Here is a 14131-nt window from a genome sequence, read left to right on the forward strand (position 1 = left end):
CGCTTCGGGAGGACGGATGCGGCGGATCGGCCCTCCGCACGCCGGATCTCCTCCCGGGGGGCACGGTGGGGGCACGGCGCAGGTCAGGCGCGGGGTGCGGCCACGAGTCCTATCAGGGCCGCCATCTCAGCCGGGTTGCCGGCCGCCGCACGGTACTGCTCCATGCGCGCCGCGCTGGCGTCGTAGTGCGCGCCCGCACGCACCTCGCCGACGTGGTGCAGCGCGTAGACCCGGCCGTGATGGCGCTGGGGCGGGGAGCCCAGCAGGGTCGTGTGCGCGAGGTTCCATGCCGCATCCTCGAAGCCCCACCCACGGAAGCGCTCGTCCTGACCGCCGTGACGCGCCCACACGCGAGGGGTCGCGACGTAGACCCCCGAGCACGCTCCGTCGACGAACTGCTCGACGGTGCATTCGGGCAGCGGCACGCCCGCGGCGTAGTCGGCCGACCCGCTGCGTCCGAGCCACCGGTACTCGTCGTACGGCAGCTGGACGAGGCTGCTCGTGGCGGCCGTGAGGATCGCCTCGATCAGCGGCTCGCGCTCCGGAATCGTGTCGGCGTCGCCCACGACGACGACCTCGTCGGCGTCGGCTTCGCGCATCGCCCGGTTGCGGCACGCCGCGAGCACGAACGGATCGTCGTCGGTGTCGACGGTCTGCACGGGCACACCGGGAAGCGCCGCGCGGTACCACGCAACGACACGCTCGAACGCGTCGAGACGCGACGGGGCGGGGCGCCACGGGATGACGACACGCGTGGGCGGCAGCGCGGTCACTCGGCGCCCTCCGCGACAGCCGGCTCAGCGGGCCGACGCATCGGGATGTGCGGGATGGCGTCCTCCTCGTACGGGTCGCCGACGCGCACGAAGCCGAACCGGCCGTACCAGTCCTCGAGCTGCATCTGCGCGTCGAGGTCGATGGGCAGGTCGGGCGCGAGGTGCGCACAGCGCTCGAGGGCGGCCCGCATGAGATCGGCCGCGAGCCCGCGTCCGCGCGCCGGCACGGCGGTCGCGACACGGCCGATGCGCAGCGCCTCATCGCCGCACAGGATGCGCAGCGTCGCGAGGATCTCGCCGTCCTCGACCGCCCACATGAGCTCGGCGCCCGGCTCGAGGTCTCGGCCGTCGATCTCGGGATACGCCGCCTGCTGCTCGACGACGAAAACCGTCACGCGCAGCCACAGGATGCGGTACAGGGCGACGGGGTCGATGTCGGCGACGTTCGCCCGGTGGATCTCTCTCACTCCTTCACGCTAGTCGCGCCGCAGCGGGGCCCGCGCCGCCGGAGGGTAGCGTCGGGTGGGTGACGGACGCGACGACGACGCCGACCGGCCGCTGGGCACCCGAATACGCCGAACGCGTGCGACGCCTGTGGGACGTTCCCGGCGATCCCACCGACCCCGCCGCCGACGGCGTCGACGCGTGGGCCGAGATCGCGGCGCCCTTCGGGCCGCCGGAGGCGGGCGAGCTGCAGGTCGTGGATCGGCTCATCCCCGGCCCGCACGGTGACGTTCCCGTGCGCGTCTACGCACGGCCGGGCTCCCTGCCGGCGACGGCCGTGCAGTGGATGCACGGCGGAGCGTTCATCGGCGGCGACCTCGACATGCCGGAGGCGGATGCCGTGGCCCGCGGCCTGGCGCTGCGCACGGGCGCGCGCGTGGTGTCGGTGGACTACCGGCTCGCGGTCGACGGCGTGCACCATCCGGTTCCGGGCGACGACTGCGACGCCGTCTACGCGTGGCTGCGCGGTCAGGGGTACGCGCGCGTCGTGGTGGGCGGGGCGAGCGCCGGCGGCAACCTCGCCGCCGGCGTCGCCCGGCGCGCCGCGCTCGCGGGCGCCGCCCCCGACCTCGCGCTGCTGCTGTACCCCGTGCTGCACGCCGCGCTGCCGCCCGCGGACGCCGAGCTCGAGGCGTGTGTCGCGCAGGTGCCCGAGGCGTTCCGCTTCCGCCCCGAGGCCACCGCCGAGCTGAACGCCAACTACCTCGGCGGCGCCTCCGCCACTGCCGACGCGTTCCCCGGGCTCGCCGACGACCTGTCCGCGTTCCCGCCGACGTACCTCGAGACGGACGAGTTCGACGACCTGCGCTCGTCGGGTGCCGCGTTCGCCGCGCAGCTGCGCGACGCCGGCGTCGACGTCGAGGAGGTCGTGGCCGCCGGCGTCCCGCACGGTCACCTGAACGCGGTCGGATCGCCCTACGCCGCCGCGAGCATGGACCGCATGGGCCGCCGCATCCGCACCCTGGACTGCGGTTCGACTGGGGAGATCCGATGAGCGGCTTAAGAATCACGAAAAGGTAACGGGAAACTCTTCCGCGCCGTTACCTCGCCGTTATACAATCTTCGCACGGTGATCGTTTTGCTGTGGCGATCACCGGCATGTGATTGCAGGACACTCTTGGTGCAAGGGACAAGGGCCGGTCGGAAGCCTCTCCGACCGGCCCTTACTGCGTCCGCCCGGACCCGCACGCGCGGAGGCGTGGGAGGCTGGACACCCCGCCGAGAGGAGCGCCGTGTTCACGATGGTCGAGCGTGTCGAGATCGCCCGCGACGCCGCATCCGTCTTCGCATTCCTCACCGATCCGGCGCGTCGCGCCGAGTGGGACCGCTCGGTCGTCTCGGAGGAGCTGCTGACGCCCCCGCCGGTGAAGATCGGCAGCGCGATCCGCACGCGCATGACGGTCATGGGCCGCGAGATCGAGTTCGACTGGCGGGTGACCGCGTTCGACCCGCCGACGACGATGGCCGCCACGAGCACGTCGGGCACGATGCCGACGAGGCTGCGGTTCGACGTCGCCGACACGGATGCCGGATGCCGCGTCACCGCCACGATCGAGGCGTCGCCGAGCGGGATGCTGCGGATCGTCGAGCCGATCGTCGCGGAGTCGGCGCGCTCGACCCTGGCCGCCGGCCTCGCCCGCGCGAAGGCCCTGCTCGAGGGCTGAGGGCGGCTCAGTCGGCCGCGCGGGCGTTGTAGACGAGCGAGCCGCCGACGTCGACCGACTCGCGGTAGGCGCGGAAGACGGCGAGAGCCTCATCGCGCAGCACGCCGTCGACGACGTCGATGCCGCGGGCCCGGAACTGGTCGGCCCAGTCCTCGCGCATCGGGCCCTCGTCGAAGGTCGTGATCTCCTCGAGCTCCGGACCCGACCCCGCCACGACGAGCGTGCGCACGCCCGACCACATCGTCGCGCCGTAGCACTGCACGCACGGCCGCCAGTTGACGACGAGCTCGTGCTCGGGAAGCCCCGCGCCGCCCAGATCCCACGAGCCGACCGCCCGCTGCGCGGTGCCCAGCGCCATCACCTCGGCGTGCCCGGACGACACGCCGCTGCCGAGGACGACGTTGACGCCGACCGACACGATGCGCCCGGTCGCGGACTCGGCGACGAGTGCCGCGAACGGACCGCCGTTGCCCTCGCGCCAGTTGCGGTCGGCGAGCGCGTGCACCAGCCGCATCCGCTCCTCCCGCGTGGGCAGCACGTCGGGGACGTCGGCGAGGGCATCGCCGATCCAGGACGGCAGGGCGAGGGTGTACGAGTCGGCGGACAGCTGCATGCGGTTCTTTCCTTCGGTGCTCGGCGCCGCCGCGCGGCGCCCGCGTCCAGCATGCGCCGCGCGTGTTGACGCGGAGTTTCCCGTTGTGTCCGACGTGTAACGCCGCCGGCGCGGACCGGCCCGGCCCGGCTCAGTCGCTCAGCAGGCGCTCGCGCACGGCGCGGCGCTGCACCTTGCCGATGAGCGAGCGCGGGAGGTCGTCGACGGCGACGATGCGCTTGGGCACCTTGTAGGCGGCGAGTTGGCCGCGGCAGAACTCGCGGAGAGCGCTCGCGTCGAACGCGGCGCCCTCGCGGAGCACGACGGCGGCGACGACCTCCTCGCCGCCGGCGGACCGCGGCAGCCCGACGACGGCGGCGGCGGAGACATCCGGATGCTGCGCCAGCACCGACTCGACCTCGCTCGGGCTGACGTTGAACCCGCCCGTGATGATGAGCTCCTTCACGCGGTCGACGACGCTCACGAAGCCATCATCCGAGACCGTCACGATGTCGCCCGTGCGCAGCCACCCGTCGGCGAGCAGCACGGCGGCCGTCTCGTCGGGGCGCCCCCAGTACCCCTGGAACACCTGGGGGCCGCGGACCAGCAGCTCCCCCGCCTCACCCGGCGCGCGGTCGACGCTCGGGTCGTCGGGGTCGACGACGCGGATCTCGGTGCTCGGGAACGGCACCCCAACCGTGCCCGGCCGCCGCGTGGGTCCGATCGGATTGCCGAGGGCCACCGGTGAGGTCTCCGTCATCCCGTACCCCTCGACCAGCAGGCCGCCGGTGGCCTCCTCCCAGCGCGCGACAGTGGCGACCGGCAGGCTCATCGCCCCCGAGATCGCGAAGCGGATGCTGGAGAGGTCGACGCCCTTGCGCGTCGTCGCGCGGGCGAGCGCGTCGTACATCGGCGGGACGCCGGGGAGGAACGTCGGCGGGCTCTTGCGCGCCGCCGACACGACGAGGTCGACGTCGAACCGCGGGAAGAGCACGATCCGGGCACCGATCGAGATCGCGAACGTGAGGCACAGCGTGAGGCCGTAGGCGTGGAACATCGGCAGCACGGCGTAGAAGGTCTCCTCGCCCTCGTGCAGCCCCGGCACCCACGCGCGCCCCTGCGCGGCGTTGGAGCGGAGGTTGCGGTGCGTGAGGATCGCCGCCTTCGGGGTGCCGGTGGTGCCGCTCGTCAGCTGCAGCAGCGCGATGTCGTCGAGTGCGGGCGCGGGATGCCGCCGGGGCAGGCGCCGGCCGCCGACGAAGCGCGACCACTCGATCACGCCCTTCGCGGTCGGGGTCGCGGTGAGGGCGGCGCGCGACTCGCGTGCGCGGGGCACAGGCAGCCGCAGTGCGGCGCGCGTCGTCCACGGCATGGCCTCCGTCAGGTCGACCGCGACGATCGCCGCGGGCGCGATGTCGGCCGGGAAGTCGGCGACGACGTCGGCGACCTTGTCCCACACGATCGCCACGACGGCCTCGTGCACCTCGAACTGGTGGCGCAGCTCGCGCGGCGTGTAGAGGGGGTTGTGCTCGACGACGATCGCACCCAGGCGCAGCGCCGCGTAGAACGCGACGACGTGCTGCGGGCAGTTCGGCAGCACGAGCGCGACCCGGTCGCCCGCTTCGACCCCGAGACGGCGCAGCGCGTTCGCCGCGCGCGAGACCCGGTCGCCGAGCTCCGCGTAGGTCGTCTGCGCACCGAAGAACTCCAGCGCGACGTCGCGGCCGTAGCGGGCGACGGATGCGTCGAGCATGTCCACGAGAGTCTCCTCGACGGGCGCGATCTCGGGCGGCACGCCCTCGGCGTAGGCCGAGAGCCACGGACGGTCGGACAGCGGGCGGGGCGCACTCTCGGAGGTCACCTCCCACACAGTACGGCGCGGCGCCGAGCGTCGCCTGGCAGTGCGGGTCTGCCGCGGGGGGGGTGGTGCGCCGAGCGCGACCGGACGAGGATGGGGCGCCATGTGGATCGAGTGCTTCGCGCAGGACGAGCGGGTCGACGGCGACGACATCGACGCCCTCATCGACGACATGCTGCGGCACGTGCGCTCGGCGCACGACGTGCCGTACCACGACGACGAGGTGCGCGCATGGGCGCGCAACTTCGCCGAGGCATCGAGACGGCAGACCGGGCCGACCGAGCGGCTCGACGCGATCGGGCCGATCGAGGTGCATCCGGTGACGCCCGACCGCATCGACGACTGGCTGCAGTTCTTCGACCACGAGGCGTTCGCGGACAATCCCGACTGGGCGTCGTGCTACTGCCTGAGCCCGCACACCGGCGAGGACGCCGAGCGGCCGTGGCGCGACATCCGGGCCGACATGATCGAGCGCCTGCGGGCGGGCGCGACCCTCGGCTACCTCGCGTACGTGGACGGGCACGTCGCGGGGTGGGTGAACGCGTCGCCGCGCGCGACCTATCGCAAGTACGCCGACGTCGACCCCGGCGGCCCCGACCCCGCCCGCGTCGCCGGCGTCTCGTGCTTCGTCGTCGCGCCGCCCTACCGCCGCCACGGCGTCTCGTCCGCGCTGCTGGACCGCGTGGTCGCGGATGCGGCGGCGCGGGGCCTCACGCACGTCGAGGGGTATCCCGTCGACGCGGAGGGCTCCTCGGACGCGGCGCAGTTCCGCGGGCCGCGCGGGCTGTTCGCGGCGCGCGACTTCCGCCCCGTCGAGGAGAAGGAGCGCTACACCGTCGTGCGCCGCGACGTGTGAGCGCGAGCGCGCCGCGCGGACCGGGAAATCTTCACCGAATGTTCGAATCCTCCGATTGACGCAGAGGGATTTCCTTTCCTACGGTTTAGACAAGAGTCCAACTTCGGGCGTCACATCCCCCTCGACGCTCCGCAAGTCCGTCCCCCGGATCCCGCCGTCCCCCCGGCGATGTTCGGCGACCTTCGGCCTGCCGAAAGAGAGATCCGTGCTTTCCCGCTCCCCCCATGCCCGTTCGTCGCGCGCACGACGCCGAGCCGACCGCATCGCGCGTGTCGCGACGGCGGTCGCGCTCGTCGCCGGGGCGCTCATGGCACCCGGAGGCGTCGCGGCAGCGGCCACGGCACCGAGCGCACCGCAGAGCGCGGAGCCGAGCGCGGAGCCGACGAGCGCGCCCTCGGCCACCCCGACGGATGCGCCGTCCCCCGGGACCGAGGCGGCGCCCGCGCCGGCATCCCCCGCGGCCGAGTCGGACGCCGGCGCATCGCCGGATGTCCCCGAGGCGTCCAAGCCGTCGGAGCCCACCGCGCCGACCTCTGCGACCGGGCCTGCCGACCCCGGCGGCGACGCGCCGAGATCGAGCTCTGCGGACGCGACGCCCGAGACCACGGCGCTTCCCTTCGCCCCGCGCGCCGCCATCGGAGTTCTCGCCGCCGGAGTCCCCGAGCAGCCCGGTCAGGTGTGGGTCGAGACGTTCGAACAGGGGCTGAGCACCACGACGCCGACGGGCATCTCCACGTACGCGTCCGGCCGTTACACCGCCTCCACCGGGTGGGCCAACGGCACCGCCTGCACGGGCGTCCTGGTCAACTACACCGCGACGTACCCCAACACGGCCTTCTGCCCGTCGCAATCGCTCGGCGTCAGCACGCTCGCCGCCCGCGAAACCCGCCGCCTCGCCGACGTCCTCGGTCAGGTGGCGGCAGGGGTCGCCGGCGGGTCGGCGGCGAACGCGCCGGTGACCGGCTCGACCGCCTCCACCCGGAGCAATCACGCACTCGTCGCGTTCCCCTACGGGACCGTGACCGGGGGCAGCATCGTCGCGCAGACCACATCGGGCATCGGCGTGTTCGCCGGCGCATCCCGGTATTACACGCTGCAGTTCGACGCCGCGGGCGCACAGTGCGGCACGAACAACGCGTCCCTCTCGCTCGCCCTCGTCAGTGGCGCGACCGTTCTCCTGAATGCGTTCCCGAGCGGCGTCGTGCCGTGCGCGGCGACCGGCAGCGTCTTCTACGCCTCCTCCCCCGCACTGCCGGCGCAGGGCGGTGCTCTCGATCCCGCCCTCTCGGCCTCCGCGCGGGCGGCGACCTTCACGGGATCGGCCGCGGCCCTGCTCACTCCGGCGCAGATCGCGGCTGCGCAAGTGCGCCTGACGAATGCCACCACGGGAGCCGGCAGCGCCTTCGGCGTCGACGGCATCCGCGTGCTCGACGCGACCCCGAGCCTGGACTGGGCCTTCGCCCCCGCGACCGTCGCGGCGGGCACCCGCTCCACGCTGACATACACCATCACCAACACGAGCGAACTCGCCGCCAAAGCGGACTGGTCGTTCACCAACACGCTCCCGTCGGGACTCGTCGTCGCTCCCACACCCAACATCGCGGGCACGTGCACGCAGGCGACGGGCACGGCGTTCGCCGTGTCAGCCGCGGCCGGCGCCACCACGATCGGCGCGACCGGCGGCGATCTGCCGGCGGGCACGGCGAGCTGCACGGTGACCGTCGACGTCGTCGCCGCCGAGGCCGGCACCTACGCGAACACCCCGGCCTCGGTGGCGACGGTGCTGGCGGCTCCTGAGACCGCGAGCCTCACCGTGACGCCGGCGACACGCATCACGGTCCGCAAGAACCTCCCCGCGCGCACCGCATCCACCGACCAGGTCACCCTCTCGCTGCGCAGCGGAGGGACGGTGCTCGCGTCGGCGACCACCACGGGCACGGCGACCGGCATCCAGGCCGAGCAGATCACCCGGTTCATCGTCAGCCCCAACACCGCCTACACGATCCACGAGACGCCGACCTCCGGCGCGGCGCTCGGCTATGCGAGCAGCTACGAGTGCACACGCGACGGCACCGTGGTGGCGACGGGCGCGTCGCGCTCCGGCACCATCACGACTCCTCCCGATGCCGGCGCGGAACTCGTGTGCACCTTCTCCAACACGCTTCAGCAGGTCAAGCTCGCGTGCGACTCGGGGCTGTTCTACTCCGTCACGGGCACCGGCGCGCTCGTGCAGGCCGACATCGTCAACGGAGCGCAGACGACGGTCGGCACATGGCCGAATGCGACCGGCGCGAACTCCCTCGGGGTGGGCGCCGGCGGCTCCGTGGCGTACGCGGTCAACCGTTCGGCCTCCGACGGGGCCGGCGTGGTGTCCATGCTGAAGTGGTCGACGACGGGCGGCTTCCAAACACTGGCCGACACCGCGTACACGACGGTGACGGGGACCGGCGCAGCGGTCCCCGGCAGCATCGTCGCCGGGGCCGTCGACCTGACCGGTGGACGCTACATCTTCGGAAAGTTCAACGCGGGCCTGTTCCACCTGTGGAGCTTCACCGAGACCAATCCGGGCGCCAGCCGCTTCGCATATCTGGGCTCGTTCAGCACCGGCACGGCGCCGAACGGCAACGGCGACATGGCCTTCGATGCGCGCGGCAACCTCTACGTGCTGGGCGCCGCCACGGTGAACAACGCCAGCAGCGCCGCGATCTTCACGATCACGGCCGACGCGCTGTCGGCCGCCAACGGCGGGACGCTGCCGGTGAACACCTCCCTGACCCGCGCCCTCGTGGGACTGGACGCCTCCCCGGCCTTCGGCAGCGTGAACGGTCTGGCGTTCTCCCCGCGCGGCACCGTGTACCTCTCGAGCAGCACGAGCGTGTACGAGTTCGATCCGAACACGTGGACCCGCGTCAGCGGTTCGCCGCGCATCGACCTGGCCTCGACCGACCTGGGCAGCTGCACCGGCCCGGGCACCGTCTCGGTGCTGAAGAACGTCGTCGGTCGCGCCGCGCCTTCCGACCAGTTCCAGGTGACCCTGTCCGGCAGTGCCGGCGCGATCGCCTCCTTCACGACCGCCGGATCGACCACCGGCCGCCAGACCCCGCAGATCGGCCCCTACCCGGCGGCGGTGGGGACGGCCCTGTCGATCTCGGAGGCGATGGCGACCGGGTCGGCCTCCGTGATCGGCGCCTATACGATCCGCGCCGAGTGCTGGAGCGACGGTGTGCGCGTCGCGAACGGCACGAGCGCGACCCTGGCCTTCACGATGCCGGCCACCTTCGGGGCGAACGTGGTGTGCACGTTCTTCAACTCGCCCTCGCCGGTGGCCACGGTCACCGTCACCAAGCGGGTGCTCGACCCGGCGACGACGCAGTCGGCGCCCGCGGCGGGCTGGACACTGGGCACCGCGGCCACCGCGACGACCGGCACCGCGACCGTCCTGCCGAGCGAAGCCCCGCGGCAGGTGACGGATGCGGCGGGCACCGCGACGTGGACGGTGCTGTTCGGCGCGGCATCCTCGCGCGCGACCCTGACCATCTCGGAGGTGCAGCAGCCCCGCTTCACCTTCGTGAGCGCCTCCTGCACCGTCAACGGCACCGCCGTCCCGGTGACGTTCACGTCCAGCGGCGGGGTGGTCAGCGGCGCCCTGACGAACATCGCCCCCTCCGCGAGCATCGCGTGCACGCTCGTCAACCAACCGCTCACGACGATGAGCCTGGTGAAGAAGGTCTCCTTCGGCGCCGCGTCGCCGGCCGCGTGGACGCTCACGGCCACGGCGCCCGCGGGTGCACTTCCCGGGCCGACGGGTGTCTCCGGCAGCGCCGGTGCGACCGGCGTCGCCGTGAGTCCCGGCCGCACGTACCGCCTCGCGGAGTCCACGACACAGGGAGCCTACGTCCAGGTCGGGGCGTGGAGTTGCGTGGACGCGACCGGGGCGGTCGTGCCCGTGTCGGACGTCGGTGACGTCACACCCGCCACCGGGTCCGCGCTGACGTGCACAGTCACGAATGCGACCGCCGCCATCGTGCTGCTCGCGCAGGTGGTCACCCCCCGGCCGGGATTCCAACCGCCGCAGTGGACGATCACCGCCGCCCCGGCGAGCCTTCCCGGCGTCTCGCTGCCGGTGCAGAGTCGCGTGGGCGCCGACTACGACGCGGCCAACGGCAACCCGGCCAACACGATCGAAGTGCGCCCCGGCCATGCCTACACGCTGTCGGAGGCGGTGACCACGCCCTCGCGGCTGGCGTACCAGCAGCTGCGCCTCGAGCGGCTGGAAGGCACCACGTGGATTCCCGTCACGGGGTCGACGATCACCGCGCCCGCCGCCGGCCAGACCGTCGCGTACCGGTTCGTCAACGCCGCGGTGCCGCCGCTGACGCTGCCGCTCACCGGCGGGATCGGTGCGGACGCCTTCCTCTTCGCCGGTGCCGCCGTGCTCGCGCTCGTCCTGACCACCGCCGCCGTGCGCTCGTGGCGCCGCGGAAGGAGGCGGTGGTCGTGATCCTTTTCGCCGCGCGGCCTCGCGCCCCGGTGCGCGCCCTCGGTCCGCCGCGCCCCCATAGACCTGTTCCATCCACCACCATCACCGCTCCACCGACCTGATCAGGGGAAAACACATCATGTCCACGTCCTTCAGAAAGCGGGCGGGCGCCGTTCTCGGCGTCTTGACGCTCGGCGCGATCGCCGCCTTCGGCGCGGCCGCACCAGCATCCGCGGTCACCTTGCCGGGCAACATCGACACCACGGTGACCCGCACGCTCACCATCCACAAGCACGCGCTCGGCCCGTCGACGCCGAACAACCCCATCTCCGACGGGCAGCAGCTGGCCACGCCGCCGGCAGACCCCCTGGCCGGCGCACAGTTCACGGCGACCCTCGTCTCGGGAGTCGACCTGTCGACGTCCGCCGGGTGGACGCAGGCGGCTCAGCTGACGCCGGCGCAGGCGGCCCAACGGCCGAATACGGTGAGTTTCACCTCGTCGCTGTCCAACGCCTCGGGCGTAGCGACGTTCTCGCCCGACGCCGCGCAGTACCCCAACGGACTGCCGATCGGCCTGTACCTCATCACGGAGACGGTGACGCCGCCGACGGCGACCAACCCGGCCGCCCCGTTCCTGCTGACCCTGCCGCTGCCCACCGGCCCGCAGGCGACGGCCAACGCGAACCAGTGGATCTACGACGTGCACGTGTACCCGAAGAACGCGGTCACGCAGCTGACGAAGACCCGCATCCCCGCCCCCGCGGGCTCGGTCGAGGCGCGTAACCCCGACCTCATCCGGTGGGCCGTGGCCTCGTCGATCCCGACGCTCGCGGCGGGTGACGCGATCGACGTCTTCACCCTGCAGGACCAGCTGCCGGCCGAGCTGACCTACCTCACCGGGCCCAGCACGCCGACCGGAGTGGCACCGTCGAGCGTGACCGTCACCAACGCCGCCGGCGTGGCGCAGACCTTCACGGAGGGCACCGATTACACCGTCACCGCAGCGGCGAGCACGGCGACACCGCCCGGAACGAACGTGACGCTCACCTTCACGGGCCCCGGCCTCACTCGCCTGACCGCGCTGCAGGGCGGCACCGTGACGCTGAACGTGCTCACGCGAGCGAACGCGATCCCCGCGAGCGGCGTCATCGTCAACACCGCGTCCGCGAACATCAACGGCGCGACCGAGACCGTCACCGGCAGCACCCCGATCGGCCAGCTGACGGTCGCCGCCTACGCGACGTCGAACGGAGCCCGGCAGAACCTGGCCGGCGCGGTCTACCAGGTCTTCCTGACCGAGCAGGACGCGATCAACGGCGGGAACCCGATCCAGATCAACGGAGAGACGAACTGGACGACGGGAGCGGACGGTCAGGTCGTCATCCCCATCATCACGCCCGGCAACTACTGGGTGCGGGAGATCACGCCGCCCACGGGTTACCAGCTGCCCTCGCCGGATCGCGTGCTGACGGCCGTCGTGCCGGGTGCGAGCTCGACGACCACGCCGGTGCGCAACTACGTCGAATTCGCCCACAACCAGGTGCCCGCTTTCGCACTGCCCATCACGGGTGGTGACGGCGGCCTGTGGTTCGGCGTCGGCGGCACCGCGCTCGTGACGGTCATGATCGGAGCGGCGTTCGTCGTCGCCCGCCGTCGGGCCCAGGTCGCGCGCGTCAGCGCCTGACCGAGTACGCAGCGATGACCGAGGGGGCGGCGGGGCCGGCGACACCGGCTCCGCCGCCTCCGCTCGCGTCGCATCGTGCCGCGCGGCGACGCCGGTGGCGGCTGCCCGTCGTGCCGCTGCTGCTCGCCGTCGGCGCTCTGGTGGGCGTCGGGCTGCTCATGTATCCGACCGTCGCCGCGTGGTTCGCCCAGTACGCGCAGTCCCAGACGATCGGCACCTACAGCGACCAAGTGCAGGACCTCGGGGCCCAGACGCTCCGGGACGAGCTCGACCGCGCACGTCGCTACAACGACCGTCTCGTCGACGGCGGCGCCGAGATCGGCGCCAACGAACGGCTCCCGCTCGCCAACGAGCCCGATCAGCCGGGCGATTACCGGGACCAGCTCGCCGCCGACCCGAACGGACTGATGGCTCGCCTGCGCATCCCCGCCATCGCCGTGGACCTTCCCGTCTATCACGGCACGAGCGAAGAGGTGCTCTACAAGGGCGTCGGTCATCTCGAGGGCACGGCCCTGCCCATCGGCGGCACCTCCACGCACGCCGTCCTCACGGCCCACCGCGGGCTGGCCACGGCGGAGCTCTTCACGTATCTGGACCGCGTGGCGGTCGACGACACGTTCACGATCGAGGTCTTCGGCGAGGTCCTCGCCTACCGCGTCGTCGATACGCGCGTCGTCGAGCCGAGCGACACGGAGTCGCTCGCACCGGTGATCGGCGAAGACCTCGTGACGCTCGTCACATGCACGCCCTTGGGCGTCAACAGCCACCGGATCCTCGTGACCGGCCAACGCATCATCCCCACACCGCAGAAAGACCTGGACGATGCCGGCAAGCGTCCCGACATCCCGACGTTCCCGTGGTGGACCCTCGTCGCCGGCGGCGCGATGCTGACCGCGGGCGTGTACGTGTGGTTGTCTGGCCGGGTCACGACCGGCGGATGACGTGTGCGCCGTCCGGGACGCCTCGCGCGCGACGCCCCGTCACAGCGGCGACGCCGCAGCCCGGCACCCTCCGGAGGGGAAGACCCACATGAGAACGCTCCGCTACTCCATCAACGTCACGCTCGACGGCTGCGTGCACCACGAAGCCGGGCTCGGCCCGGACGCGGAGTCGATGCGGTACTGGACCGCGCAGATGGAGCGCGCCGACGCCCTCCTGTTCGGCCGGTCGACGTACGAGATGATGGCGGCCGCGTGGCGACGGCCCGCATCGGGCGCCTGGCCGGAGTGGATGGCCGAGAACGAGGTCCCCTTCGCCGAGGCGATCGACGCGGCGCGCAAGCACGTCGTCTCGAGCACACTCGAACAGGTCGACTGGAACGCCGAGCTGGTGCGCGGCGATGTCGTCGACGCCGTCCGTCGGCTGAAGGACGAGCCGGGCGATGCGCTGTGGGTGGGCGGCGTGACGCTGCCGCGAGCCCTGGCCGACGCGGGGCTCATCGACGAATACGAGTTCGTCGTGCACCCCGTCGTGGCCGGCCGCGGACCGCACCTGCTCGCAGGCCTTCGCCGGCCACTGAAGCTCCAGCTCGTCGAACGCCGCGAGTTCGGCTCGGGTGCGGCCCTCATGCGATACCGGCCGGCGTGACACCGGCTGAGCCCTGTGCGCCGGTTCATTGTTCGATTCCAGAACAGGTGACCAATCGTGGCCGCGCTGATCTGGGATTCCTTCATCACTCTGAGCCGACACGAATGAGGCTGCTGTCAACAAACGTGGCCAC

The 14131-nt window shown here is 72.5% G+C and carries 11 protein-coding genes; 7 read left to right on the forward strand and 4 right to left on the reverse strand.

Annotated features, from left to right (window positions below; all coding sequences use genetic code 11):
* Nucleotides 1–83: 83 nt before the first annotated feature.
* Both EI169_RS14045 and EI169_RS14050 read right to left on the reverse strand, forming a co-directional pair.
* Entirely contained in the window at nt 84–773 is a 690-nt protein-coding gene (locus tag EI169_RS14045) for a hypothetical protein (RefSeq protein WP_125132897.1), read from the reverse strand.
* Nucleotides 770–1240 carry a GNAT family N-acetyltransferase gene (locus EI169_RS14050; RefSeq protein ID WP_125132898.1) on the reverse strand — a complete coding sequence of 157 codons (471 nt, stop codon included), beginning with the start codon at nt 1238–1240 and terminating at the stop codon, nt 770–772. Before EI169_RS14050 ends, EI169_RS14045 begins: the two co-directional genes overlap by 4 nt.
* Before the next feature lie 59 nt (nt 1241–1299).
* On the opposite strand from EI169_RS14050, the gene EI169_RS14055 reads away from it, so the two are divergent.
* Nucleotides 1300–2271 (forward strand): alpha/beta hydrolase fold domain-containing protein, encoded by a 972-nt coding sequence (locus EI169_RS14055; RefSeq protein ID WP_125132899.1) that lies wholly within the window; start codon nt 1300–1302, stop codon nt 2269–2271.
* 247 nt (nt 2272–2518) lie between these two features.
* A complete protein-coding gene (locus EI169_RS14060; RefSeq protein ID WP_240640741.1) occupies nt 2519–2941 on the forward strand; it encodes an SRPBCC family protein in 423 nt (140 codons plus the stop codon).
* Nucleotides 2942–2948: 7 nt separating this feature from the next.
* On the opposite strand, the gene EI169_RS14065 is transcribed toward EI169_RS14060, so the two are convergent.
* Together EI169_RS14065 and EI169_RS14070 are read right to left on the reverse strand one after the other, a co-directional pair.
* Nucleotides 2949–3554 (reverse strand): nucleoside deaminase, encoded by a 606-nt coding sequence (locus EI169_RS14065; RefSeq protein WP_125132901.1) that lies wholly within the window; start codon nt 3552–3554, stop codon nt 2949–2951.
* Between the two features lie 130 nt (nt 3555–3684).
* Nucleotides 3685–5394, reverse strand: a complete 1710-nt coding sequence (locus EI169_RS14070) for a long-chain-fatty-acid--CoA ligase (protein ID WP_240640466.1) — start codon at nt 5392–5394, stop codon at nt 3685–3687.
* Nucleotides 5395–5494: 100 nt separating this feature from the next.
* Between EI169_RS14070 and EI169_RS14075 the strand changes: the two genes are divergently transcribed.
* The 5 genes from EI169_RS14075 to EI169_RS14095 all read left to right on the forward strand — a co-directional run bounded on the left by EI169_RS14075 (nt 5495) and on the right by EI169_RS14095 (nt 13998).
* Nucleotides 5495–6247, forward strand: a complete 753-nt coding sequence (locus EI169_RS14075) for a GNAT family N-acetyltransferase (protein ID WP_125132903.1) — start codon at nt 5495–5497, stop codon at nt 6245–6247.
* Nucleotides 6248–6452: 205 nt separating this feature from the next.
* Entirely contained in the window at nt 6453–10748 is a 4296-nt protein-coding gene (locus EI169_RS14080) for a hypothetical protein (protein WP_125132904.1), read from the forward strand.
* A gap of 118 nt (nt 10749–10866) precedes the next feature.
* On the forward strand, nt 10867–12411 hold the full coding sequence (locus EI169_RS14085; RefSeq protein WP_125132905.1) for a SpaH/EbpB family LPXTG-anchored major pilin: 1545 nt from the start codon (nt 10867–10869) through the stop codon (nt 12409–12411).
* Between the two features lie 14 nt (nt 12412–12425).
* Nucleotides 12426–13352 (forward strand): class C sortase, encoded by a 927-nt coding sequence (locus tag EI169_RS14090; protein ID WP_240640468.1) that lies wholly within the window; start codon nt 12426–12428, stop codon nt 13350–13352.
* Nucleotides 13353–13440: 88 nt separating this feature from the next.
* Nucleotides 13441–13998 carry a dihydrofolate reductase family protein gene (locus tag EI169_RS14095; protein ID WP_125132906.1) on the forward strand — a complete coding sequence of 186 codons (558 nt, stop codon included), beginning with the start codon at nt 13441–13443 and terminating at the stop codon, nt 13996–13998.
* The last annotated feature ends 133 nt before the right edge of the window (nt 13999–14131 follow it).

The organism is Microbacterium sp. 10M-3C3 (assembly GCF_003931875.1).
Taxonomy (GTDB): Bacteria; Actinomycetota; Actinomycetes; order Actinomycetales; family Microbacteriaceae; genus Microbacterium.

Bases quoted from the DNA above. Each gene is read 5' to 3' on its own strand.
- EI169_RS14060 (WP_240640741.1), top strand. From the start codon at position 2,519: ATGGTCGAGCGTGTCGAGATCGCCCGCGACGCCGCATCCGTCTTCGCA.
- EI169_RS14090 (WP_240640468.1), top strand. From the start codon at position 12,426: ATGACCGAGGGGGCGGCGGGGCCGGCGACACCGGCTCCGCCGCCTCCG.
- EI169_RS14075 (WP_125132903.1), top strand. From the start codon at position 5,495: ATGTGGATCGAGTGCTTCGCGCAGGACGAGCGGGTCGACGGCGACGAC.
- EI169_RS14095 (WP_125132906.1), top strand. From the start codon at position 13,441: ATGAGAACGCTCCGCTACTCCATCAACGTCACGCTCGACGGCTGCGTG.
- EI169_RS14065 (WP_125132901.1), bottom strand. From the start codon at position 3,554: ATGCAGCTGTCCGCCGACTCGTACACCCTCGCCCTGCCGTCCTGGATC.
- EI169_RS14085 (WP_125132905.1), top strand. From the start codon at position 10,867: ATGTCCACGTCCTTCAGAAAGCGGGCGGGCGCCGTTCTCGGCGTCTTG.